We start from the raw sequence: 25,237 nt of genomic DNA, 5'->3' as shown, positions 1-25,237 counted from the left end.
CTATGTTCTCGAATTTATTTCAAAATTTTCGAGAGTATGGCCTATTTTTATTGTTAAGCTGATAGGTTTTTTTTCGGGGAACACCTCATAAAGTATTATAACGGGAAAGGGGGAGCATCATGAAGGTTCGGATAAGGTCAGGAGATAGTTTATGGTACTTTAGTCAAATGTTTATGGTACCTCTTAACCTAATTATCGACTCTAACCCATTAGTGAATCCCCAAAGCCTGGTTGAAGGACAAATGGTAGATATTCCTGGTTTTATAAAACTAGAATATAAGGTAAATCAAGGAGACACATGTTGGAAACTTGCGCATACTAGAAACTTGTCGGCTGATGCTATTGTTCTCCTTAATCCATCTATCAATCCTAATCAACTGGCGATTGGAGAAACCATTTGGTTACCTAAAAGAGTGATGAAACCTATTGTGAATGGAAAGAGGAAATATGACTTTTTGACAATGTTAGGAGAAATTAATGAATTAAGCAAAATATATCCCTTCATCCGGGTAAATTCTATTGGAGATTCAGTCTTAGGAAACCCGCTTAAAGAAATACGAATTGGGAAAGGGTATAAAAAAATCAACATCAACGCTTCCTTCCATGCGAATGAGTGGATAACCACGTCAATCGCCATGACTTTTTTAAACATATATCTATTGTCGTTAACTAATGGCCAGAGCTTAGATGGAGTGAGACTGCTTCCTTTCTATCATGAGATTGAATTGTCAATTGTCCCAATGGTAAATCCAGATGGAGTGAACCTGGTCTTAAATGGTCCTCCAGAATCGCATACGAGGGATATAGTCAAAATGAATAATGGTAGTTCAGATTTTACTGCGTGGAAGGCTAATATTCGGGGGGTAGATTTAAATAATCAATTTCCTGCTAATTGGGAAATTGAAAAGGAACGAAAAGAGCCAAAGGCCCCTGCTTCCCGCGATTATCCAGGAGAAGCCCCACTTACAGAACCTGAAGCCATTGCCATGGCCAAACTAGTTAGGGATTCAGGTTTTGATTGTCTTATTGCGCTTCATACCCAAGGGGAAGAGTTTTATTGGGGCTACGAGGGGCTAGAACCACCTGATTCGGCTGTATTAGCAGAAGAATTTGAAAGAGTCAGTGGCTATAAAGCCATTTGCTATGTCGACAGTCATGCAGGCTTCAAAGATTGGTTCATACAAGAGTGTCGAAAGCCAGGGTTTACACTTGAGTTGGGAAAGGGGATCAATCCTTTGCCACTTTCACAATTTGATAAGATTTTTCAAAGGGTCGCTCCGATTTTTTGGGCAGCCTTAAATATGAAAAAGCAGAAATTTGTTTAAAGAATTTCCTTGTATTTTGACAAAAAAGTCATTAGAATAAAAATCATTGTAGAGCCTTTGGAAAAAAATTCAAAAGCCGACGCATCGGCTTTTTTCTGTAAAAATAAATATCTTTAATGTGAAGTAATAAGTGAAACATTTCCGTGAATATTACGTCCTGTTATATGATGGATAGAGAGGTTGGTCTGGGTATGGTATGTTAACAAAAAGATACACACTGATGCTTTGCATGATTATCATTTCCATATCACTGTTAAATGGCTGCACGGATGCATCATCCGCTAACCCAAACAGTTCAAAAAATGAATCTGGAAATGAATCGGACAAGTCTAATAAATCGTCAAATTCCTTCAAGAAAATCAAGGCGCCATTTACTATTTCAGAAGGTGAATTTGGAGCGATTGAGGGATGGTTAAATGATCAAACTATTGTGTATTTAACAAACACTGATAAAGTTTCTATTTTATGGACTTTTAATTTATATACTGGAAAAAACGTTAAAATGTTTGAGAGTGATAGCCCGATTGTTTCAGTTAATATTAGTCCTTCAAGGGAACGCCTGTTAATCCATTCCTCCTCAACCAGTGAAGAAGGTATTATTACTGTTATTGATAAAAAAGGGAAATCCTTGGCAACAAAATCAATCATTTCCTCAGAAATTACCTTTGTTTGGAATCCATTTAATGATGACTTGGTTCTTGTTTCTTCTTTTAATGAACAATGGGACTTTCAAGTATCCGTCTTAAATATTAAAACGAATGAATTGAAGGATAGCACATTAACACAGCAACCATTTGCTTCTTGGGTAACGAAGGATGAATTAATTTACCTAAATTGGGATAATGATGATCCTGCATTCTTTGCTCCAGTTATAAAGCAGGGGATTTCAGAAGCAACTGGTGAAGAGCTTGAGTTCTCAAACATATTTCAATTGTCTTCCTTTAATGATGTGGTATTGATGATTTCAGTGGATAAAGATAACAAGGAAAAAGCGGTCTATACTTTTTTATCAAATCGTTTTAAAAAGTTAACAACCTTTACTATTCCGCAGTTGACGAAATTCTCTGATTGGCTTGTGCCTTTTTATGATTTCTCCCAAAGCAAAAATCAGTTTTTAACATTTCGCCCACTATCAAGCGGAGAAGTGGATACATACAAAGATGGATTTCAATTAGTGCAATATCATCTTGATAGTAAAGAGGAAAATGTGTTGCTTGAGGGAATGGAGAATAAGCCAATCAGCCTTTCACCTAATGGGAATCTATGTTTATACGGCTTTCAATTAGAAAATATAATCGATTTGCAATCAAAAAAAATAGTTCCACTTGTTAAGGATTAAATTCCTGTAAAGAGAGAGAAAGTAGCAATAATTAAAGACGGACTGCTAAAAAAGCAGTCCGTCTTGTTAATTATTAAGCGATGTAAAGAAAAATTATTAGTGCGCAGTTGGAAATCCGTGGTGTAAAACAGTCATAACGGTAAACCAGCCAAAAACAGCGAAAGAAGCAGCTGCAAAAAATAAGCCAAGGAAATTTTTACTCTTTAAAGTTCTTAATGTTCCGATGGCTGCAAGAATCGTTACTAAAGCAAATACAATGACCAATCCCATAATCATAGCCCCCTTTTTCTACAAGTCGTTTGATGACACGCTCATTTTGAATTGAGCAAAACCCTTTTTGTCCCACTTTGTATGTAATATCCTAAATATTCACATTCGTTTCTATTTTATATTTTTTCTTTGGTTTTGTCGAGATTAAAAATAGGTCTATTTTCGATACACATTAAAATTATTTTATCAACCTTCCGACAGAATCCCCCTTCCTCAAGGAATGTGAAGGGCGAAGCCCGATGAGTAGGGAGGGGATGAATGTCGGTTGGCGATAGCCAAAACTTTCTTCCTTGTGTTATAATAAGAACAAATGTTCCTGTAAGGTGAGGCGAAATATATGCTAGTAAACAAGGCTTACAAGTTCCGCATCTACCCAAATAAAAAACAAATTGAACAGATTAACAAAACCATTGGCTGTTCAAGATTTGTTTTCAATTTCTTTCTTGGTAAACAAAAAGAAAAAGATGCTTACTGGTATATCGTCGAGGAAATGAGACAAAACGGTCAGCTCCCAGCGAATAACTGGAAAGGCAAATTCTTAAACAAATTTGAAACTGTTAAATCGCTACCTGAACTGAAGAAACAGTACTCATTTTTGAAAGAAGTCGATAGTATTGCTTTGCAAAAATCAGTAGAAAATTTAGCTGATTCCTATGATCGCTACTACAAAAAGCAAAATAAACAACCTCGCTTTAAGTCAAAAAAGAATCCAGTGCAATCTATACAACAAAGTATACAAACGGAAATATAGCTATCATAGACAACCACATCAAACTCCCCAAACTAGGGTACGTCCGTTTTGCAAAAAGTCGTGAAGTCGAAGGTCGTATTATAAGTGCCACGATCAGAAGAAACCCCTCTGGTAAATATTATGTTTCTTTAGCCACTGAATCGGGAGTAAAAGAATTGCCTAAAACTAATTCAGCAATTGGTATTGATGTAGGACTGAAAGATTTCGCTATTCTTTCGGATGGAACGATTTACCCTAATCCGAAGTTTTTTCGTTCATTAGAAGAAAAATTAGTCCATGCGCAAAGAGTTACAAGCAGACGAAAGATAGGTGGTGCGAACTGGTATAAAGCCAAAAGAAAAGTCGCACGTATTCATGAAAAAATTGTAAATGCAAGAAAAGATTATTTGGACAAGATTTCTTCCAAGATTGTCAAAAACCACGACATTATTGGGATGGAGGACTTGTCCGTATCGAACATGTTAAAGAACCACCATCTTGCTAAAGCAATCAGCGAAGTATCTTGGTCACAATTCAAATGTATGATCGAATATAAAGCTAAATGGAGCAGCAGACAAGTGGTAACCGTTTCAAAAAACTTCGCTAGTAGCCAGCTTTGTTCTGGTTGTGGCTACAAAAACAAAGACGTTAAAAATCTCGGATTACGTGAATGGGAATGTCCTCAATGTCATACCCATCATAATCGAGATATTAACGCAGGAATCAATCTTAAAAACGAAGCCCTAAGACTTCTAACCGCAGGGACTGCGGGGATCGCCTAATCAATAACTGGTGGATACACTGGTGTTCTTAGGAATCCCCTTCTTCAAACAACCCGTACGGGTGTTAAGGAGGGGTAGTTCAATAACTTATTGTTAAGACCTGATCTATATTGGTAAGCCTTCTTTTACTCTTTTTCAGATCTGATGTAGAATAAGCATGTAAGATTGTGAAAATGGAGGTGCAAAGATGGAGTGGAGAAAGATACCGCTAGGGCCATTACAAACCAATTGTTATCTTTTAATAAAAGAAGAAACATGTTTGGTCATTGATCCGGGTGAAGAAGGGGATAAATTGATTGGGTTAATTGATGAGCTTAACACAAAACCTCAGGCAATATTGTTAACGCACGCTCATTTTGATCATATTGGGGCAGTTGATACAATCCGAGATTATTACAAAATCCCTGTTTATATTCATGAAAAAGAGGCTAAATGGTTGCTTGACCCATCCCTAAATGGATCTCAAATTTTTATGAATGACCATTTGGTTCGAATCAGGCCAGCAGATTATTTTCTCGTTAACGAGGAAACCCGAAAAATTGGCGATTTTTCCTTTAAAATATTTGAAACACCAGGCCATTCTCCTGGCAGTGTATCTTTTTATTTCGAAGATACAGAAATTGTTTTGTCTGGAGATGCTTTATTTAATGGAAGTATCGGTCGTACCGATTTACCAGGAGGAAATCTCGAAACACTATTGCGTAGCATACATGAAAAAATTCTTACTTTGCCAGAAGAAACTAAGGTTTTATCTGGACATGGACCGATAACGACTGTTGGCAACGAAATGGATTCAAATCCATTCCTTCATGGATTTGAATAGACTATGGAAAAGTGAAAAACCCTTCTCACAGGAGAAGGGTTTTTCTGGGGGATGTTCTTTTCATAATGGGAGGGGATTAAGTTAAGCTACCTTAATCTTATTGTAAAGTTAACACTATGTCAATAGTGTAAATTAAAGTAATAGGAGTTATTATGGAATTTTTAATAAAAAAACAAATATTTGATTCACCTCGAGGTTTTATTACGTATGCCGATTTTATTGACACGGTCCTATATCACCGGGAATTTGGTTATTACATGAAGGATGGAATAAAAATTGGTAGGGAAGGTGATTTTTTTACAACCAGCAATGTCTCTGATATTTATGGAAGAATGGTTGCTAAGTGGTACAGCCAGCTGGCATTAAAATTTAGTTTACCTACCAATGTATGTGAAATTGGGGCTGGAACCGGCAGGTTTGCTCAAGCGTTTATCGAAGAGTGGGACAAGTGTGCCACACTCAAACTATCATACACGATGGTAGAAACAAGTCCCTACCATCGGAGGTTGCAACAAGAAAAAATAGTGATGAACGAGAATGTTAAACAGGTTAAAAACTTGGACGAAGTAAACTCGTTTGAGGGTCTTATTTTTTCAAATGAATTGTTTGATGCTCTTCCGGTACATGTCGTTCAAAGGTTGGATAACGAGCTATTTGAAATGATGGTGACTGTCCAAAATGATCAACTTGTAGAGATTCCTGTCCAACTTGAAAACGAAAAAATTATAGAATTTCTATCCACCCAAAATCTTGTCCTTCAAGAATCGCAAAGAATTGAAGTTCCATTGGCAATGACAAATCTAATTGGCTCGATTTCAAATATCCTCACGAAGGGGATTATCCTGACAGTAGATTATGGTTACACCAATAAAGAGTGGATGGACCCCATTCATCGGAATGGAAGCTTAAGAGGCTATTATAGGCATCAACTAATAAACGATATCCTTCAGCATTTTGGTGACATGGATATTACTAGTCATGTCCACTTTGATGCATTGATTGAGATGGGGGAAAATTCTGGTCTTTCATTCATTGATAAATTAAGACAGGATGAATTTTTTCTTTCAATTGGGATATTAAATGAACTTCAAAATCATTATGATTCAAATCCATTTTCGGAGAAAAGTAAGCAAAATCGAGCGATTCGTAGCTTGATCATGCCTTCAGGTTTAAGCCCGTCTTTTCAGGCAGTTCTTCAACATAAGGGCTTACAGGACCAAGCCTCACAAATTTTAATGAAAAAATGGATATAAAAAAGACGATGGATATCCCATCGCCTTTTTTATGGCTAAAACTTAATTTGTTGCTCCCGGTATCAACATAAAGGTTGTCCAGTATGTAAACCCGGCAAAGAAAACCGTTAAATAAGCACCGAATACATACATATACATACGTTCGGACAATTTCAAGTAACTCAATAAGACGAAAAATCCAGTTTGACCGAAGAAAATTAAGGACGCAGTATACATATCGCCTAAATAAAACATTACAGCGAAAATACCTGTCCAAAATCCTAAGACTCTGTACATACGATCCATCGGTATCCCTCCTTTTGCCCTTTTGTCCATCGTACAATATTATATATGAAATTTCATTAAAATGTAAATATTTAAATAATTATTTCATAGTTATACTGTAACTAACGCTTGGTAATTGCAGGAGTGACATCCAGTAATCATATTTTCCTTTTCAATAAGCTCAACAGAATTAAAGAGGGATTCGAACATTCCTTTTAGGAATTCATAATGCATCCCACAAACGGATTCAGTGTGATCAACAGCAACCTCTTTAAAAGGACAATTGAAGATTTCAAAATAAATTTTAGTTTGATCTTCATTTGCTTCAAAGTCAGGGTAAAAGCCGGCCATTGTCGCAGCACTTCTCATAATGTTTAGTTTCTGGTCGAAAGATAAATCTACGCTATTTTGGTGCTGTGAAGCCATTTCTTGTTCAACTAGTTCCATTCCAAACCTTTTTCCAGTAATATAAAGTGCTTTTCTTCCTTCTTCACCTAAAGAAAGCATTGTTTGGATAGCGATATTAGATAGTAACTGGTAATCTCGATACGGAAAGTTAAGTTGAATGACATCATCTGATAAACGATACAGTCTGCTTGGTCTTCCCCCTTTACCTGTTTTCTTTGTTTCAGAAACAAGCATGTTCACATCTTCAAGCTTTGATAAATGAAGTCGTGCCACATTAGGATGGATATTAAAACCATCAGCAATTTCCTGTACTGTTACTTCTTGATGACGTTTCGTAATGTATTGATAAATATAATACCGGGTTGGATCAGATAATACATTTGTTATTTTTAATGTTTGTTCCATTACAGTTCACCTCAGGACTACAATAGTTTAATCTCATTATAATACAGCAATTGGAAGTTGGGAATGGAGTTTCCAAGGTAAACACTATAAGTTTATAAAAAGTTCACAACAAAATGTCGAATTGTTGAACAGAATCAAACTGTTATATAAAAGAAATATGCAAGCGGGGAGTGCTTTCAGCCATTATCTAATATAACTGTTATAATTGAGAACTGTTACTATTTCGAATGTTGAAATATGACAAAACAGGTAATAGGTATCCATTTTTAATACCTGTAGCCAATAAATGGATACAAGATCGAGCCGCCTCCGCTTTTCATCTGTCTAGCTACGGCGGCTAGGGGCTCGAGGTCATAAGCCAATCCGACCAGAAGGTTAAAGAACAACCTTCTGCCCGGCTCGTCTTATGCTTGTCGCCCCTGGTCGAGCCGCCTCCGCTTTCATACTGGGCTAGTAGGGATCGAACCTACGAATGACGGAGTCAAAGTCCGTTGCCTTACCGCTTGGCTATAGCCCAAGGAGTTGTTTATTTATTATTTTATAAACAATCTATTCTTATTATGAAAAAATGTTTTAATTTTATTCAAAAAATATTTATTAAACGGGAAGGAATTAATTGAAGAATAGCGAATCCTACCTTTATCAAATAAAAAGGTGGTGAAAATATATTGTGAGCTCGATCGAGCAATTAGCCGAAAGAGTTATTACCGACGCAGTTCGAAACAACGCAACCGACATCCACTTCCTTCCTCGAAAAAATGACACCTTAGTACAACTACGAATCGGAAACAATTTGATCCCAAAATTTTCTCTTCCCAAACAAGAATGTGATCGACTGATTTCCCACTTTAAGTTTACATCCTCAATGGACATTGGGGAGCGAAGGCGACCTCAAAGTGGTTCGTTTTCTCTCGAGGTGGATCAACATGTCATTGGCCTCCGCTTATCAACATTGCCAGCCAGCAATAGTGAAAGCTTAGTGATTCGCTTACTTCCACAGCAACAACAAATTCCTTTTTTTCAACTTTCTTTATTCCCTATTATGACTAGAAAACTGATTGCCCTCCTTAAGCATTCTCATGGATTAATCATTTTTACTGGACCGACATGAAAAGAATCTAAGGACAACAAAAAAATAACTGGTTTCCCAATAAATTTGGTAGGAAGTCAAAGGTTGGTCTTTAATAATAAAAAACCAACCATGACTCTAATGATTTATGAAGTGGATTTAGTTTCCATGCTCTCATAATATTTACCTGTATAGCTTTTCTAATTGATTACCTTTATACGTATTTCAGTTGAATTACCGATATTTCCCTGCGTACTGTGAGATGTGAAAAAATTCCAAGAAAACTAGTGCATAAAATACTATTATTTAATGAGTTTTAAGTTATTGAGAATAGCGTTCTAATAAGGTTTTTACTGAAAATGTTGACACCCTGCATTTTCTAATCAGATAAAAAAAGAAATCAAACCCATTCCATATTTACCCTAAGGACATGATCAGTAGTTTGTAATAAATTTCATCTAACTCTTGAACAGCTTTGTCATAGAAAAGAATCTCTTCACTAATAATCGAATTCATCTTCGTCCGCTCCATTTTTTGTATTAAAATGGGCAGAGCTTCTAAAATAACTCTTTCGGTTAAGGTTGAATCATTTAACAAGATATAAGGAATATCATCGTTATCCGCTGGGGCTGAACTTACTGTCAGTTCCCAATCACCCTTGGTGAATTTCGCACCCATAGCATAGACATTATTTTTATCAAAGTGGTATCTAGATAATTCCTTTACTCTGAAAATTTTACGATTAAAATCAACTGTCGCTTGTTCCATCTTTTAGCATCTCCTTTAATAATTATTTGGTATTATGGGGTATTAACCTTTTAAATAGTGGATAGATCAATAATTTTTCTGAGGTTTAAAAACATCTATCCACGTCCACAAAACCATACGTACCAAGGGTTGAGGTTGATTTTGGATAGATTGATAGATAAAACCGATAAAGTCACTTAGTATGCCAAAAGCTGAACCCCACATTTTAGGCTCTTCACAATAGCACTTATAGCATTTTTTAAGTGTATATTATTAAAAACATCTATCCATCTATCCAGATAATAGCTTAAACCCTTGGTATTATTGACTTTTTAGTCAGGATAGATTCTTTGGATAGATGGAGGATAGATGGTGATCTATCCTTTAAAGTCTTTGAAAAGTTGTAACTTTTCCATAATTTCCTGAAGGGAATCTGACTTGTCCGAGGTTTTTCCATTTGCGGTGTTTCTTAATAACTGCGTTGATTTGTCGTGCTTGATAAGTAGTTAAAGAGAAGATGGGATTTCCGAGGACTTCAACCCACATATGTTTGGCGCAGGTGTGATCAAAGTCTATCTTTTCTTTACCACCAATAATAAGTCCCTTAACCATATAATAGCCATCTTCCAAAGCTTGTTCGACTTCTCCGTGGTACAGACCAAAGTCTGTGTTGTCAGATTGGACAATTTTCGCCTGTTCTTCTAAGTGCGGTGGAAGGCAAAGCGGTATCTTGGACTCAACCATTTGTTTGTAAACGTGAACAGCTTCTGCCCATAATTGGTCAACATCTGGTCGTATCGCCTTTTCATGCCATTTCTCTTTGACTTCAACAATCCACCATCGACGACCGCCTGTTTCATCCTTTAAAGGATTTTCATCATTGGTTGAAGCAAAGAATACACATTGTCGTTTATGGACTTCTTTTCGTCTAGCATAGGCAGCTCGGTATTCATCAGCCTGCACAGTGATAAACTGTTTAACCTTGTTACTTTCTTTCTTGCTTACTGCGGACATTTCCGCAAGTTCAATGATCCATTTTCCTTGTAATTGTTCTTTGGCATCCTTGCCTTCTACGGTCTCTAAGTTATCAAAGAACCATTCGTCATTAACTGCAAGTAAACGAAGGAAAGATGATTTTCCAAGTCCTTGATTGCCCTTAAACGTAAGGACGTGATCAAACTTACAGCCTGGTTCGAAAACTCTAGCAACCGATCCAACAAAAGCAAGACGTGTCATCGTGTGCGTTAATTCAGTGTTATCAGCGCCAAAGTAATAAACAAGTAGGTTATCAAGTCTTGACTTTCCATCCCATTCTAGGTTGTTTAGATAATCTCTGACAGGGTGGAAAGAGTTCTTTCGTACTAGCTGGGTCATCACATCTCTGATTATTTTTTCACCAACGATTCCATACTTAATTGATAAATAGTTTTGGAGACAAGCATCATCATAATCCGTCATGGCTTTTAACATATCGTTACGCTCCCATGGAAGGTTTCCGATAACTTCTTCCTGCTTGGTGAAAGAGTTAAAGCCAAATTTATCTCGTAAAGCTTCGTCGTTCTCCAACACAAGTAACACATTTCCCACACAGTTCTTTACTGTGCCGTATTGGGTTAATTCAATTTTGTGTTCCCATGCGTCACTTGGAAGGTCATAAAACGGACTATTTGCGGATTTTTTCTTGGTGAGGGTATTATTAAATTCACGATTAAATGCTGATTCTAAAGTTCTCTCAACTTCATCATAGTCTATTGGCTCTGTAAGCAAGTACTGGTTGATAAGTTCAACAGCAATGACGGTGTCTTTCTCGGTTTGGTTAAGTTGTCTTAATCTACAAGCCCAACTAAAAAGAAAATCGTTTCTGCTACCTTCAGTTATTGGATACTCTGGAATTGCATCCTTATTCTTATTACCGTTCCATAAAGGGAATAACCATGAAGGGAGCTCGTTTAGGGGTTCAAGAGAAGTTGTGAGAACGAAACGTTCAGGGGTGTTCTGTGAAGGGAAAACGATGTAGCCTTTATTTGCAACTCTGTAATCAACAATGATTCCAAGTGGTGTAACGTATTTGACTTTCTGATTGATGTCATCACCTGAGTGTTTAAATATAAACTGATATCCGTTTGGAGTTTTTATACTGTGATGATGGATGTTCTCTGATTCGAGGATATTTTTAAGAAGTTGACCTTGGGTGTTGTCATCAATGTCAACAACAATGCAGCTATCTGGAATTCTTGCACCAATCCAATAGCCTTGTTTCAGCTCTTTTTCAACTTGCCAAGGCTCTAAGCCTTTAAAATTTTCGTTGTTCCAACCTGTGAAGGCTGGCCTTTTTGCGTCTTTGTAATCTTTTTTCTTATTGCGGTATGAATAGCCAATAAGCTTAAATGCTTTTGCATTGGGAAGTAATTCCTGAATTTTTTCAGCTGTTGTTTGCATGTTGATAAATCTCCTTTGTAATTTGTATTAATTTGATTTTTGATATTATTGAGAGTGGTTGTAACGATAGCAGAATTGATTAAATGAATAATAACGAGGCTTCTCAGTAGAGGGGAGGGGAAAGTTAAAGATAAGAAATGAAGTTGATACGAGGTTTATAATCCATGGTGCAGTTATTTATTTTTCATATTGTGATTCTCCTTTCTTAAAGACATTTTTTGTATTGAGTGGCCTCGTTACGTGGCATATTATAGCGACCGAGGTTTAAAAAAACTAGATAGGACTGTTTCCATTCCTGCCAATAATGATCAAAGGAAGAGGGTTTTGGAAATTTAGAAAAACAATAAAAAAAAGCCTAACTTAATGCTAGGCTCATTAATCCATCATTTTAGCGGTCTGCTCATTCTTTCTCCTTATTAGTGTACGTTTTGTGATTCCTGTCAATTGCTCGACTTCCTTATATGTATGGTTCTTTAACAGCTTTAAGGCATGTTCAACTTGTTTCTTACTGTGCTTTCGCGGTCTACCTTCTCTAAAATCGTCACGCTGCTTTGCGATCGCTTTGCCCTCCTGGGTACGTTCTACAATCATATCCCTTTCAAATTCCGCAAAAGAAAGCATTACATTGAGTATCAATCTTCCTGTGGGAGTGTTTTCAATTAATCCCATATTTAAGATATGCACTTTAACACCTCTTTCAAATAGTTCTTTTACAGTTTTAATTCCGTCTGCTGTTGTCCTAGCAAAGCGATCTAGTTTAGTAACAACTAATGTATCTCCTTCTTTTAATACAGAAAGCAACTTGTTAAATTGTGGGCGGTCGGTTTTCGTTCCCGTGAATTTTTCATCATAGATAGAATCACAACCCTCTTTTGTTAAAGCCGTAATCTGTGCTGTTAAATCTTGTGACCATGTGCTTACCCTAGCATAACCATATTTCATATGTATTTTCCCCTTATTTATGTCACTAATATATGGCACCTTCTAACCCCCAGATAGTACTACACGCTGAAAGAGGTGTCAATAACTTTAAGTTTTGTCACCTCCTACGAAAGGGTTTTCGTCTGCCCAATGTGGAAGAAAAGGGAAAACACCGTTATTTTATTAAAGGAAAAGTTAGGAAACTTCCCGTAGACTTAATTTACAAGTGATATCCTATTCTTAAATTCTCTTTATTTATATAATTACTCCTCACAGATGCTGTTGGCCCTAAGCGGTCAAGTGAAGTAAAAATTATTACCAGTAAAATTTAAAATTTTTTGATTTTTATTTCAAATCTAATCTTGATCATCTTTTATAGATTTTCGAACCCGGGGGTAGGACCCTTAAAGGTACTTTTCCCTAATTACCTTCCCGTCCCCAGGTAAATTGGTAAAAGCTCCTCCCGTATTTATTTCAAAATTTTATATAGTTCATATCGGTAGCTAATTTAACTAACTGGGAGTTTAAGAAGGAATCATATCCAAAGTCAGTGTTTTCTATTGGCTTTTTTATTTTGCAGTAGAAGGGATTAAGATAGAAATAGGATTACAATCTTAAGTTACTAATTTGAATATAACTTTAAAAGGTATATATCCTTTTTTTGTCGAATATTAGTAATAAAATACGACAAAAGGAGAGGCAAATGAGTTACTTGATCTTTATAGATACTAATGTTGTGCATACTGATTTTTTCTTTAAAAGTAGCGCTATTAAAAAATTACTGAAGTTCACTAATCATGAACCAGTTAAACTTTGCATTACTGAATTTAACTATAATGAAATCATAAAAAAGTATAGAGATAACGTCAGACCAGCAATAAAAGAAGTGAGACAGGTTAGAAATAGTGTAAGTAAAAGAATGGAAGAATTAGGAATTGACGAATTGTTTGATATGGAGAAACTAAGGGCAGAAAAGTATGTTGAGAATTATAAGCAATTTCTAGATGAGATGATTGAAAATAATAATATACAAATAGTTGGTTATCCAACTGGAGAACATGTTACTGCTCAAATATCAGAGAAATACTTTAACGGAATTAAACCTTTCGGTGAAAGTAAAATATCCTTTCAAGATGCAATCATTTGGGAAAGTATTGTTGAATATTGTAAAAATGAAGATCCGGAGACTGTAGTGTTCATTTCAAACAATACTACAGATTTTGCTGATAAGAGCAAAAATAAAATACACAGTGATATAGAAGACGATATTTGCGGGCTGCTTTTTTACAATTCAGTTGGTGCATTTCTTGAACACGAAGAAGATAACTTACATGATTACTTCATCGATAATTATGAATATGATAAAGAACTATTGGAAAGCGAGTTAAGTACCTTTTTCGATGGGAATTCTTCTTTAGATCATACAATCAATGATCTCCTAATGAATTCAGAGTTTGAAGGAGAATACTTTAGCGGATGGGGTACCGACGGTTACATTGATGAGATGGACTTTGAGATACTTGAAGTTACTTTTGATATCGAAGAGAATGAATTATTAATCTCATTTGGCGTAGAGTTAAGTGTTAGTTTTAGTATAGAAACGATAGACCCATCTTTCGAAAGAGGTGATTCTGGAGACGGGATGCTGTCGGAAAGTAGCAGTACAAATATATATCTACAGGGAGATATAACATATTCTCTTAATGAAGGAAAAATGTCTGACTATGTAGAGAAAGAAATAGACTTTCTATAAGTATCTTAGATAAGTATCATGAAAAATTCTTGGGTCCAATAGAGAGTCCCTTTGAGGCTCACTTTATTTGAAGGTAGCGAAGATTCGTCATATTGAAATGAAACAGTTAACAGTAACGGATTTTTGATATTTGTGCTAGTAGTTGCTTATATATCGGTGTCATTAAAAAGGATAGTAATAAACACAATGCAAGTATTTAATTGTTTTCGTTTTTCAATGAGAGTCCTTTTTTTATTTCATATTCTATTCATATACGTTGTTAAGCTATAAGGTGCGTTACTTCAATTATGATATTCAGCTAATGATGGTGTAAATTAGGATTCTACGCCATCTTTTTTATTTTAAACTTGTATAATAAACACAATGTTATTTATATTCATATAAAGTGAAAGGACGAAAAAATGGATTACTTATATATTGATGAAAAAGGACCTCAAGAAACAATTAGGATGACGACTCCCTATGATGAAGAAAAGAAAATTAAGTTAGGAAATGACAACATGTATGTTTATGTTGCTGACTTAATCAAGATAAATGAGGAAACACTCCTTGAAATTGAAGAAAAATATAAGATGTTAGAGAGAAAATACATATCTTCCAGAAAATTTCCTGACGATAGAGAATTAAAAGGAAAAGACATTTTGGACAAGAATTTTAAGTATGGTATCGCTAGTCTTAAAGGTCGTGAACTAGATTTTTATGATTCCTTATTTGACCTACTCCTTGAAAATCACGTTGATAATTTATTATTTTCAATAAATAAAATGTCTCTAGTTGCAGACAATAGATTGACAGGTTGGATTCTTAATTTAGAAGAAAAAAGATATATAGAATCGGCACGGCTTCTAAAATATTCTCTTGTAAAATATTTGGAGATTGAAGCTAGTGATAGTGTGATTCAATCTATTTTTAACTCGAATAAGGGAAATAGAGAAGTTCTTACAGAAATTCAGAAAGATATGGCAGCTTTTGTTGAAAAGAACAAGCATATTCCGAGGATGAAGGTCCAAATACAGGATTATAGGAATATAATTCAAACTATTAGAAAAGCAAAGCATTTTATTCAAGACATTCCTTTTAATGAAGTCTCATTTGATTGGAACAAGGTGTCATTTGACATTGATTTGTGGATTACAGAAATGGACCTTGTAAATAATTTTAATTTGCAATCCTCAGAGTTGATTCTTGATGAAGGGATTCCATTAGAACCGTTCAAGAAATTAAATTTTCCATCAATAAAATTAGATGAAGATTCTAAAAATCATGTTGGACTTCGAATTTCTGATGTTTTGGTGGTGATTTCAGGAAAATATATTTCAAAATTAGCAATTGAACACAGGTATGATAAAAACAATCCAGAAAAAAGAAAACTTTTGCCTAATGAGTGGTTTCAATTAGATGAAAGGCAATTTGATTTATTCAAAAAGATGAAGAAGTATTTTTTCCCTACTAGTTCAACGTATTGTTTTATAGTTGATACATATTTTGATGATGCACTTCTATTTGAAACCTATTTTAGTTATATAAGTTCTTATGAGTTTTTTAATGATTATAGAAAAAATTTGGAAACACATGTAGAAAAATTTTATTTATTAATGGCTAGGAATCTTAGTTCTAAATGGAATACAGCAAGAGAAAACGAAAGTGTAATAAGAAAAGTAAATGGAAGCATGATTTCTGGTATAGAAGCTGGAATTATCCGTCCTTTATGATCAAACAAGTAAATTCGTGGGGACGAATAATGAATGTGACAATTGAAATACATTACAAAGTTAGCAGTAAATTAATGCAACGGAACAACCTCCCACTAAGAGGAAAACGGCATGAATTTGTTGCTTACTAGTGGTGGAAGCAGATAAGAAAAGAAAAAGAGGTGCAATATGCAACAAAAATGGTATCAAAAATCATGGGGGATTATTTTATTACTCCTTTCACTACTTATTTTATTTACTAGTTGTTCACAACAAAATAATACGGAAATCAAAAAAAATAAAAATCAAGAAGTAAGCAAAAAGATATCAGCCTCTGTTGAAAGCAAAAAAAGTACACCTGACGATGAAGCTGAAAAAACGACTAGTGAAAGCGAAGTCAGTCCAAGCGTTCCTGCCACTAGTACACCAACCATAACAAGTGTTAATGGTGACTTTGACTACAGTAAATATACATTAATTGTAGTAGATGGCGGAGATATGTCAGGTTATAGAAAGACGAATGTCCGAGTTGATGTCGGCTTTGGTGACAGGGAATATTGGGCTTTTACAAATGAATACGGTCAGCTAATTCGTGTTGAGGCGAAAAATATAACACTTCAAAATCCGAATACTGATCATGTTTTGTCATCAGGTAGATATTACTCTGATGAAGCAAATGTTCCTGGTACAGAGAGTTCAACCTTGGATAAAGGGCACGTGATTGCTGACTCGCTTGGGGGAGTATCAAACGCTTATAACATTACACCTCAGGACAGCATTCTCAATAGGCACGGCGATCAAGCTTATATGGAAAAAGTGATTCGAGATGCAGGAGGTTGTACAGATTTCGTAGCAGTGATTCAATATCCAAATACTCAGACACAAATACCGAACCATTATAAATTCACATACAAAATTCAGAGCAGGACCATTACAGATGAATTTGACAATGTAAACCCAGACGAAGTGAACAAAAATTTAGGGAAAACGACAGGTACGAGCAGTACGCCACCGAAAACAGACAATGTCTCTGCAAACGAAACGGAAAATAGTAACGAAGATGTTAGTAAGGTAGATACCAATCAGAATGGACAAGTTACGATCGCCGAAGCCAAAGCTGCTGGCTTTAAAATGCCAATTACGAGAGATTCATGGATTTATAAATATATGGATGATCGAGATGGTGATGGCTTAGTAGGTGAATAAATGGGGTTATGATTCCTATGCGATTATGGAGCGTCCTTTTTCAATTTAAAACAACAAAGTGTTATTGTAAACAAATGTAATTAATCTAAAGGGGGCATTACTGGAACAACGGTAATGCTTTTTTCTTATTGAAGTAACGAAGCAGTTTAGTTCGAAGCTGTCGGTTGCCGAAAACTTTATTCCATTCCTGACAGAAAAACCCAATGCAATTGCATTGGGTTTTTCTTTGGTATACCCGCGTTCGCCAAGTAACCCAGTCCATGTAGCCGCATCTGAACAGCAAACTCGGTAGACCAACAGAGCTTAAATGGTGACAAGTTCTGCAAGCTTGGTCACCACGTCTTCTATCGGTTCTTCGGCAGTACTCAGACCACTTCGCGAACCGAGCAAAGGACTGACTTCGCGTAAAGCTTCATACGTTGTGCCGTGAACAATCGGGATGAGCCGCTCTCCAGAGAGGAGTACCGAAAGTTCTTTGTCGGCAATACCCTCTGTTTGGAGGCGACTTAGCAACGCAGGGGTCACCAGCACAAGCCCGACTCGCGATTTCGCCAAGCCCTTGTCTATTGCACGAAGTAACGGCACGCCGAGGCCAACGTCTTTCTCGCTGAACCAGACGGAGACACCTTTTGACTCAAGCAGATCGTGCAGCTCCTTGGCGACTCCCTTCCGGTCGTCCCATGCATGGCAGAGGAAGACGTCCCTAAGGTCAAGGTCAGGTCGCTCTGCCAGCTTTTCGACGCTGTTGCGGATTGGTGTGAGTGCCCTAACTTCTTGAACCGTGTACACCACGGACGAACCTGCTCCCGACCAACGTGGCTTTGCACTGCTGCCGGACCCTCCGCTACTGCTTCCGCCGCCTCCACTTCTATAAGACGGGGAATAAGACGGGGTTGAGTACGACCTGTAGTTGCTACTATAACTCCCACCACACGCTGGGCAGTTGGCTCGTGCGCTTGCTGATTGATGTCCCCTTACTGGGGCCGTGCATCTAGCCATGTTTCTACCTCCCTAATCGAGTGAATAATTCTGACAAATTATATCACTTTTCTCCAATAAAATACAGAGGATTTGGTATTATGAAAGCAAGATTGTGAAAAATGTACTTAAGCTAACGGAGTGCTTTAGCTTCACAACAAATGGAAACGAAGGGAAATTTTTTTATGGTAATGTTTGGTGGGATCATTCTCTTTTTAATAGGTATTGTTTCTTTAATATCGCTATTGGTTTATGGTTATAAAGAATTTAAGGCAGATGAGTCTAAAACATCAAAAAAAGCGGTCTATTTAGTTTTAGGAATACTTGATACCTTTTTCGGTACAGGTGGTGAATTAACGGGATTTGCTCTAATATTATCACTTGCAGCTATCCTTATTGGTCTTGTGATTATGGGGGTATTTCATTAATACATTAATGTGAAAGTTTGTGAAATATTGTACTTAAAGTAACGGGTGCTTTAGTTGAATAAAATGATAAAGATTGCTTATAAAGTGGTCTTTTTCTTTTTGTATTAATGTAGAACGTTTGTTTGTGTATAATAATAAAGAGGTGATTATTATGGCGATACGTGACCGAGGTATAGTTAAATGGCAGGCTGCTTTTCAACTGCCAGAGCTTGTTAAAAGTCAGCGAGATTTTTGGCATGACACTAAACGAATAAGGAAGCCAATTATTATTGATGAACAAGAGACCGAGGAGTTCGATCTGCGAATATTTTACTCGATGGAATATAACCATTCAGTAAAGTTGAAAGTTTGGGATGACGGATTTACTCACGATATTTATGGTCGAGTTCATTATGTGGATCCAATTACGCATGAACTAAGCATTGAAGTGAAGAAGGGTGAATTTGAACGAGTTTCGTTTGATAATGTAGTCGGAGTAAAAGTCGTTGATTAGTAACATTAAAAGCCGAATAGTGATCAACTTTTTATCTTTTATTGTATAATAGTGACAACAAAAGAGGGTGAGATAATGGCTAAAACAGTACAGCCAACATATTATAGCGGTGCATTTAATTGTCCAAGGTGTGACGTTCTATGTCCCCAAAATTGGTTTTCAATAGATAGACAGGCACAGAATTTACCTGAAACAATAATAAACAAAATAGATGAGGAATCAAGAACTATTAGCATACAGCAGTATAATCGCTCGTTAATGAATGGACATGAAAATCAGCTTAATTGGAAACTGGATATAAGTATCTGCCATCATTGCAAAAAATACACAATTTGGGAAAATAGAAAAATTATTTTTCCCTTTGAAACAGCGTTACCTGAACCACATGAGGATATGCCTCAAAATGTACAGGGTATCTACAGAGAGGCTGTGAATGTGTTTAAGGATTCACCAAGGGCATCAGCTGCGTTACTTCGATTAGCTATTGAAACCATGATTCCTCAGCTTGAAGAGTATCAAATAAAAAAGTCGAAAATCAATACTATGATTGCAGAGCTGGTGAAGAAGGATATTCCAGAACATATTCAGCAGGGAATTGATGCTATTCGCATTTATGGCAATGAGGGGATTCATCCAGGTGAGATTGTTTTAAATGATGATCAAGAAACAGTAATGTTTCTATTCGATCTTATCAACATCATGGTGGAAGAACTAATAACGAGGAAGAAAAAGATTCGAAAGTTTTATGGAAAACTACCGGTTGATAAAATTAAAGGGATCTTAAATAGAGATAAAGTTACAGAGGATAGCAAATAAGCTATCCTTTCATACACATTCGGACTAAACAATATAAACAGTAATAGTCTACAACTTTTCTTTATGGATTTCATTTCCATATAATGTATTGATGATTTTTTGTTGTTTTTCCACTTTTTTCCTCAATTCGTAAATTTCTGTTTTCAGTTGTTTAGTGTATCTAGATTGTGTTCTGTCATATAAGAAGAACGCAACCACGACTATAAATGAAATTATGATATAAACAAATCCCACAATGTTCTCCTTCTTTTAGTAATATCAAACGTTGTTTTCCATTTAAAAAAATTAAATGTTCATCATTTAAGCACATCACTGTTATGCGACTGAATCAGGTGCTTTTTTATAAAGCCATCTAATATATTGCCAATATCATTATAATGCCAGTATGGAATAATTAATAATGAGAGATTCTTTTCCTTAGCATATTTAGCCTTTAAAATATCATGTTGTATTTGTTGCTTATATTTCTCCATTCCGCCAAAATATGCAATGGGTTGATAGTGTTGGATTCCTTGAAATTCAATCATCATAACGGGGTTCTGATTGCTAAATATCACGAAATCAAACCTTAATGATCGCTTGCTGATTAAACCTTTAAAAGAATGCTCTTGTTTAAAGGAAATACCACAGTTCTCCAGGTATTTTCTTATTTTTCTTTCCCCTTTAGATTCTGCAATACTTTTGGAGCATCGAGGACAATTTTGACCATTTAAAACATTACTGGGTGTGACATTCCAAACGTACCCACATTTATGTACCAATTCTACTATTGTCCAACTATTAATATACTCACCAATTAATTCGTATTCATTTCCTCTTTTTTTCAACAGTTTTGCTTCAAATGATTCTTTAGTGTCCTTTTTGCTAGGACTGCATTTAGGGCAACGTTGATTTGCAGAGAGGAAAGAGTTTGGCCTCATTTTAAAATATGGAAAATTACTTTCTTTACAATTTACGTGTTCAAAGGTTATCTCATTTTTATTCCCAAGGTACTCTCCGATTACCCTATATTCATCTCCAACTAAATCGAATATTTCCTTTTTAAATTGTTCTGTAGTTTTTTTGGGTGTTCCATAGCAAGATGGGCATCGATGCCCCCCTAAAAAAGAATTTGGGGTCATAGGAAAATAATTGCCACATGAAATATGTAGAAATTCCAGTGTTTTATTTGTTTTTGTATATTCCCCTATTACTTTATAGTCATGTCCAACTAGTTCCTTTACCTCAAATATGAATTGTTCATGTGTTTTGGTTCTGGTTTTAATACTCCTTTCAAGTGCACACTCATTGCAGCCATTACCACCTAATACTGCGTCGGGTGTCGCCCTCCAATAGTGGTTACAATCAAAGGAATAGAACAAAATTTTTTCGTCTCTCTTAATATATGGCTCTTTACTTATTATTCTACTGCCGCACTTTTTAAACAGTCTTTCTTGGAATTGGTCTTCACTAAGTGTATTTTTATTTGCGCCAATCCTTCTACCGCACTTGCTACATCCATTATTTAATAGATGTTGTGCTATCATCATATGTTCTGAATGGCAGCCATTACAGAAAAAACTTATTTTAGAACGATTATTCTTGTAAGGGGATTTTAGGGTGTATTTATTACCATATTTTAGATTAATCTCAGCATAAAATTCCGTGTTTGTTTTTGCTTTTGGCACAATAGCAATTCTCCTAAATGAATATATACTATAGGTATGATTTTACTACAAAATATACCCCTTTGGAATATTCATGTAATTTAACTAGTGAGTTTTACTAACCTTAAGAGGTGGTAAAATGGAGGATTTAGCTAGAAGAATCGGTGATTTGATTAGGCAGCTTAGAAAGAATAAAGGGTTTACTCAAGAGGATTTAGCAGACCAAGCATCATTGCATGAGACATATATTGGAAAAATTGAACGGGGAGAAAAAAACCTAAGCCTAGAAAGTCTAGTAAAAATTTCAAAGGCTATGGATATTTCATTGGGAGAATTCTTCAACATGGTTGAGCCAAATATAGAAAATACTAATAATGTTCTATATGAACTTATTGATTTGCTTAAGGATAGGAGCTTAGAGGAACAAACAGATTTCTTAACGATCACTAAAACGTTCACAAAAATGTTGGATCGGAAATAAAAGTGGATCTTTGTAGGTGGCAGATGCCACCTTATTTTTTATTTAATTAAATGTACCTTTTAGCATCTTGGTGACTATAGTAGTATAGAACCAAGCTCTACTTGAAAAATTGAATTTAGGAGATTACAACATGGCAGAATTAAACTCAAAATTATTTAGTGCCGCAGACAATTTGCGAAGTAAAATGGATGCATCAGAATACAAAAACTACTTATTAGGATTGATCTTTTACAAGTACTTATCTGATAAGTTATTAGAAAAAGTAGTTGAAATAGCAGATGAATCGCTAGAGGAATACAACACACAAGAAAAACAAACTAAATTGTATAGGGATTTATTAGCAGATGAAGATATAAAAAATGACTTGATTGAAACGTTAGTGGATACATTGGGCTATGATATTGAACCAGAGTATTTATTCACTGTATTAACCAATCAAGCTAAACAAAATACGTTTCAGTTGAATAACTTGAATAAAGCCTTTATCGATTTGTCTTCGAAATATGATCAATTCAACGGATTGTTTGATGATGTGGATTTGAAATCAAAAAAACTGGGATCAGATGATCAACAACGAAACATTACCATTACAGAAGTACTGAAGAAACTAAATGATGTCGATGTGTTGGGACATAATGGTGATGTCATTGGGGATGCCTATGAGTTCTTGATTGGTCAATTTGCCTCAGAAGCTGGTAAGAAAGCTGGAGAGTTCTATACACCTCATGAAGTATCTGACATGATGGCTCGTATTGCCGCAATAGGTCAAGAGGACAAAAAATTGTTTAGCGTATTTGACCCAACCATGGGATCAGGTTCCTTGATGTTGAATATTCGAAACTATATTAACCATCCCGAGAATGTAAAGTACCATGGACAAGAACTAAATACAACGACCTATAATCTAGCGAAGATGAACTTGATCTTGCATGGTGTTGATAAAGAAGATATGCGTTTACGCAATGGGGATACATTGAACAAAGATTGGCCCACAGATGAGCCTTACACCTTTGATTCTGTCCTTATGAATCCCCCCTACTCTGCAAAATGGTCTGCAGATGATACATTCTTAGATGATTCACGTTTCAATCGTTACGGGAAGTTAGCGCCACAATCAAAAGCAGACTTTGCCTTTCTTTTACATGGGTTCTATCATTTAAAAGATACGGGAACAATGGCAATCGTATTACCACATGGGGTACTGTTCCGTGGAGCTGCAGAAGGCGTGATTCGTAAGAAATTATTAGAAGATGGAAGTATTGATACCGTGATTGGCATGCCAGCAAATTTATTCTTTGGGACATCGATTCCAACAACAGTCATAATCTTGAAGAAAAATCGTGCCACTCGTGATGTTTTATTTATTGATGCAAGTAATGACTATTCGAAAGGAAAGAACCAAAATAAACTTTCCAAAGAAAACATTGATAAGATTGTCGAAACGTATAAGAAGCGAGAAGATGTGGAGAAATATGCCCACGTCGCAACCTTTGATGAAATAAAGGAGAATGAGTTCAATTTAAACATCCCTCGATACGTAGATACCTTTGAAGAAGAAGCGATTGTTGATATGGCTGCAATTAGTTCAACAATCCAAGACATTCGAAAAGAAAAAGCAGAACTAGAATCTAGCCTATTTGACATGATTTCTTCTCTACAATTTGATGAAAAAAACGCAGAATGGATTAAGGGTGCATTAGAGGTGTTTAATCGTGAAAAATAACCATACACCAGAAATACGATTTTCAGGATTTACTGGAGATTGGGAAGAGCGTAAGTTTGGGGATATGTATGATGTAGTTTCTGGCTATGCATTTAAAATGAGTGATTATGTTCAGGTGGGTGTCCCCATAGTTAACGGCGAGTCAATTCAGCATGGAAGCATTTCTGCTAAAAACTTGAATTTTCTTCCGGAAGAATTTTCAGATAAATATCAAAATTTTATTCTTGATACTGGTGATATTGTATTAGGTCTAAATCGACCAATTACAAATGGAAACTTAAAAATTGCTCAAGTACCAAAGGATTTACATGGTGCACTACTGTATCAAAGAGCGGGAAAAATTATTATTTTAAATAACTCTAATATCAATTTTTCATATCAATTGCTTGGAAAAGAAGTTTCAAAATTTGTATTAAAAGAAGCTGTTGGATCGGATCAGCCGTTTATTTCTACCACTAAATTAAAACAATGGTTGATTTGCGTTCCTACTTTAGAGGAAGAACAAACCAAAATTGGTAACTTCCTTAAGCAACTCGACGACACGATTTCCCTTCATCAGCAAGAACTAACCACCCTCAAACAAACAAAACAGGGATTCTTGCAAAAAATGTTTCCAAAAGAAGGGGAGTCCGTACCTGAGGTTCGGTTCCCAGGATTTACTAGAGATTGGGAACAGCGTAAGTTGAATGAAGTAGCTGAAATTATTGGTGGGGGAACGCCAAGCACGGATGTCCAAGAATATTGGGATGGTGATATTGATTGGTATTCACCTGTAGAAATTGGAAAAGAAACATATGCTTTTGGTAGCCAAAGAAAAATAACTGCACTTGGATTAAAAAAGAGTTCTGCCAAAGTACTGCCTGCGAACAAAACTATGTTGTTCACCTCTCGTGCTGGAATAGGAGATATGGCTATCTTAAAGAAAGATGGAGCTACAAACCAAGGCTTTCAATCTTTAGTAGTAAATAAAAATTACGATATTTATTTTATTTATTCTATGGGATATAAAATAAAAGAGTTTGCATTAAAATATGCATCAGGATCAACCTTTTTGGAAATATCAGGAAAAATATTAGGGAAAATGGATCTATTTGTACCACCATTAGAAGAACAATCTAAAATAGGTAACTTTTTCAAACAGCTAGACGACACTATAGCTCTTCATCAACATGAATTAGATTCCTTGAAAGAAACGAAAAAAGCATTCCTACAAAGGATGTTTGTCTAAGCGAATAGAAGAGAGGAAG

23 protein-coding genes, 1 tRNA gene and 1 pseudogene are annotated in these 25,237 nt (G+C 35.8%); 15 read left to right on the top strand and 10 right to left on the bottom strand.

What is annotated here, in order from left to right:
• Positions 1-119: 119 nt before the first annotated feature.
• The gene (locus B1NLA3E_RS16435; RefSeq protein WP_015594963.1) at positions 120-1,325 is read left to right on the top strand and encodes a M14 family metallopeptidase; all 1,206 of its coding nucleotides are present in this window, start codon (positions 120-122) and stop codon (positions 1,323-1,325) included.
• 196 nt (positions 1,326-1,521) lie between these two features.
• Positions 1,522-2,664 (top strand): hypothetical protein, encoded by a 1,143-nt coding sequence (locus B1NLA3E_RS16430; protein WP_015594962.1) that lies wholly within the window; start codon positions 1,522-1,524, stop codon positions 2,662-2,664.
• Positions 2,665-2,760: 96 nt separating this feature from the next.
• Here B1NLA3E_RS16430 and B1NLA3E_RS16425 read toward each other — a convergent pair whose 3' ends face one another.
• A complete protein-coding gene (locus B1NLA3E_RS16425) occupies positions 2,761-2,934 on the bottom strand; it encodes a DUF2759 family protein (RefSeq protein ID WP_187292112.1) in 174 nt (57 codons plus the stop codon).
• Between the two features lie 337 nt (positions 2,935-3,271).
• Here B1NLA3E_RS16425 and tnpB point away from each other — a divergent pair.
• From tnpB to B1NLA3E_RS16410, 3 genes and pseudogenes are all read left to right on the top strand, one after another.
• Positions 3,272-4,446: pseudogene (gene tnpB / locus B1NLA3E_RS16420) on the top strand (IS200/IS605 family element RNA-guided endonuclease TnpB).
• Positions 4,447-4,633: 187 nt separating this feature from the next.
• Complete coding sequence (locus B1NLA3E_RS16415) at positions 4,634-5,269, top strand: MBL fold metallo-hydrolase (protein WP_015594958.1); 636 nt, start codon at positions 4,634-4,636, stop codon at positions 5,267-5,269.
• 152 nt (positions 5,270-5,421) lie between these two features.
• Positions 5,422-6,522 carry a class I SAM-dependent methyltransferase gene (locus tag B1NLA3E_RS16410; RefSeq protein WP_015594957.1) on the top strand — a complete coding sequence of 367 codons (1,101 nt, stop codon included), beginning with the start codon at positions 5,422-5,424 and terminating at the stop codon, positions 6,520-6,522.
• A gap of 42 nt (positions 6,523-6,564) precedes the next feature.
• On the opposite strand, the gene B1NLA3E_RS16405 is transcribed toward B1NLA3E_RS16410, so the two are convergent.
• The 3 genes from B1NLA3E_RS16405 to B1NLA3E_RS16395 form a co-directional block, all read right to left on the bottom strand.
• A complete protein-coding gene (locus B1NLA3E_RS16405; RefSeq protein ID WP_015594956.1) occupies positions 6,565-6,807 on the bottom strand; it encodes a DUF2626 domain-containing protein in 243 nt (80 codons plus the stop codon).
• 90 nt (positions 6,808-6,897) lie between these two features.
• Positions 6,898-7,599 (bottom strand): helix-turn-helix transcriptional regulator, encoded by a 702-nt coding sequence (locus B1NLA3E_RS16400; RefSeq protein WP_015594955.1) that lies wholly within the window; start codon positions 7,597-7,599, stop codon positions 6,898-6,900.
• A gap of 445 nt (positions 7,600-8,044) precedes the next feature.
• Positions 8,045-8,116: transfer RNA gene (locus tag B1NLA3E_RS16395), tRNA-Gln, on the bottom strand.
• Between the two features lie 153 nt (positions 8,117-8,269).
• On the opposite strand from B1NLA3E_RS16395, the gene B1NLA3E_RS16390 reads away from it, so the two are divergent.
• Positions 8,270-8,710 carry an ATPase, T2SS/T4P/T4SS family gene (locus tag B1NLA3E_RS16390; RefSeq protein WP_041581162.1) on the top strand — a complete coding sequence of 147 codons (441 nt, stop codon included), beginning with the start codon at positions 8,270-8,272 and terminating at the stop codon, positions 8,708-8,710.
• A gap of 375 nt (positions 8,711-9,085) precedes the next feature.
• Here B1NLA3E_RS16390 and B1NLA3E_RS16385 read toward each other — a convergent pair whose 3' ends face one another.
• From B1NLA3E_RS16385 to B1NLA3E_RS16375, 3 genes are all read right to left on the bottom strand, one after another.
• Entirely contained in the window at positions 9,086-9,436 is a 351-nt protein-coding gene (locus B1NLA3E_RS16385; protein ID WP_015594954.1) for a hypothetical protein, read from the bottom strand.
• Positions 9,437-9,799: 363 nt separating this feature from the next.
• Positions 9,800-11,854, bottom strand: a complete 2,055-nt coding sequence (locus B1NLA3E_RS23345; RefSeq protein WP_015594953.1) for a VapE domain-containing protein — start codon at positions 11,852-11,854, stop codon at positions 9,800-9,802.
• A 375-nt stretch (positions 11,855-12,229) separates the two neighbouring features.
• Positions 12,230-12,796, bottom strand: coding sequence for a recombinase family protein (locus B1NLA3E_RS16375; RefSeq protein WP_041580617.1), 567 nt, complete (start codon positions 12,794-12,796; stop codon positions 12,230-12,232).
• Positions 12,797-13,478: 682 nt separating this feature from the next.
• Between B1NLA3E_RS16375 and B1NLA3E_RS16370 the strand changes: the two genes are divergently transcribed.
• The 3 genes from B1NLA3E_RS16370 (at position 13,479) to B1NLA3E_RS16360 (ending at position 17,425) form a co-directional block, all read left to right on the top strand.
• Positions 13,479-14,528 carry a PIN domain-containing protein gene (locus B1NLA3E_RS16370; protein WP_015594951.1) on the top strand — a complete coding sequence of 350 codons (1,050 nt, stop codon included), beginning with the start codon at positions 13,479-13,481 and terminating at the stop codon, positions 14,526-14,528.
• A 401-nt stretch (positions 14,529-14,929) separates the two neighbouring features.
• The gene (locus B1NLA3E_RS16365; RefSeq protein WP_015594950.1) at positions 14,930-16,240 is read left to right on the top strand and encodes a hypothetical protein; all 1,311 of its coding nucleotides are present in this window, start codon (positions 14,930-14,932) and stop codon (positions 16,238-16,240) included.
• Positions 16,241-16,408: 168 nt separating this feature from the next.
• Complete coding sequence (locus B1NLA3E_RS16360; RefSeq protein WP_015594949.1) at positions 16,409-17,425, top strand: DNA/RNA non-specific endonuclease; 1,017 nt, start codon at positions 16,409-16,411, stop codon at positions 17,423-17,425.
• A gap of 303 nt (positions 17,426-17,728) precedes the next feature.
• On the opposite strand, the gene B1NLA3E_RS16355 is transcribed toward B1NLA3E_RS16360, so the two are convergent.
• Positions 17,729-18,217 carry a toll/interleukin-1 receptor domain-containing protein gene (locus B1NLA3E_RS16355; protein ID WP_015594948.1) on the bottom strand — a complete coding sequence of 163 codons (489 nt, stop codon included), beginning with the start codon at positions 18,215-18,217 and terminating at the stop codon, positions 17,729-17,731.
• A gap of 371 nt (positions 18,218-18,588) precedes the next feature.
• Here B1NLA3E_RS16355 and B1NLA3E_RS16350 point away from each other — a divergent pair, with 371 nt between their 5' ends.
• From B1NLA3E_RS16350 to B1NLA3E_RS16340, 3 genes are all read left to right on the top strand, one after another.
• The gene (locus B1NLA3E_RS16350) at positions 18,589-18,831 is read left to right on the top strand and encodes a hypothetical protein (RefSeq protein WP_041580614.1); all 243 of its coding nucleotides are present in this window, start codon (positions 18,589-18,591) and stop codon (positions 18,829-18,831) included.
• 151 nt (positions 18,832-18,982) lie between these two features.
• A complete protein-coding gene (locus B1NLA3E_RS16345) occupies positions 18,983-19,324 on the top strand; it encodes a YolD-like family protein (RefSeq protein ID WP_041580613.1) in 342 nt (113 codons plus the stop codon).
• A 75-nt stretch (positions 19,325-19,399) separates the two neighbouring features.
• Positions 19,400-20,140 (top strand): DUF4145 domain-containing protein, encoded by a 741-nt coding sequence (locus B1NLA3E_RS16340; protein ID WP_015594945.1) that lies wholly within the window; start codon positions 19,400-19,402, stop codon positions 20,138-20,140.
• Between the two features lie 48 nt (positions 20,141-20,188).
• Here B1NLA3E_RS16340 and B1NLA3E_RS16335 read toward each other — a convergent pair whose 3' ends face one another.
• Positions 20,189-20,374: a hypothetical protein gene (locus B1NLA3E_RS16335; protein WP_015594944.1), complete on the bottom strand. Its 186-nt coding sequence runs from the start codon at positions 20,372-20,374 to the stop codon at positions 20,189-20,191.
• 62 nt (positions 20,375-20,436) lie between these two features.
• A complete protein-coding gene (locus tag B1NLA3E_RS16330) occupies positions 20,437-21,807 on the bottom strand; it encodes a hypothetical protein (protein ID WP_015594943.1) in 1,371 nt (456 codons plus the stop codon).
• A 118-nt stretch (positions 21,808-21,925) separates the two neighbouring features.
• On the opposite strand from B1NLA3E_RS16330, the gene B1NLA3E_RS16325 reads away from it, so the two are divergent.
• From B1NLA3E_RS16325 to B1NLA3E_RS16315, 3 genes are all read left to right on the top strand, one after another.
• On the top strand, positions 21,926-22,267 hold the full coding sequence (locus B1NLA3E_RS16325; protein WP_015594942.1) for a helix-turn-helix domain-containing protein: 342 nt from the start codon (positions 21,926-21,928) through the stop codon (positions 22,265-22,267).
• 130 nt (positions 22,268-22,397) lie between these two features.
• Positions 22,398-23,990 (top strand): type I restriction-modification system subunit M, encoded by a 1,593-nt coding sequence (locus B1NLA3E_RS16320; RefSeq protein WP_015594941.1) that lies wholly within the window; start codon positions 22,398-22,400, stop codon positions 23,988-23,990.
• Positions 23,980-25,218 (top strand): restriction endonuclease subunit S, encoded by a 1,239-nt coding sequence (locus B1NLA3E_RS16315; protein WP_015594940.1) that lies wholly within the window; start codon positions 23,980-23,982, stop codon positions 25,216-25,218. Before B1NLA3E_RS16320 ends, B1NLA3E_RS16315 begins: the two co-directional genes overlap by 11 nt.
• Positions 25,219-25,237: the final 19 nt, after the last annotated feature.

Source organism: Bacillus sp. 1NLA3E, assembly GCF_000242895.2.
Lineage (GTDB): Bacteria > Bacillota > Bacilli > Bacillales > Cytobacillaceae > Bacillus_BU.
This window is presented reverse-complemented; position numbering and strand designations above follow the sequence as displayed.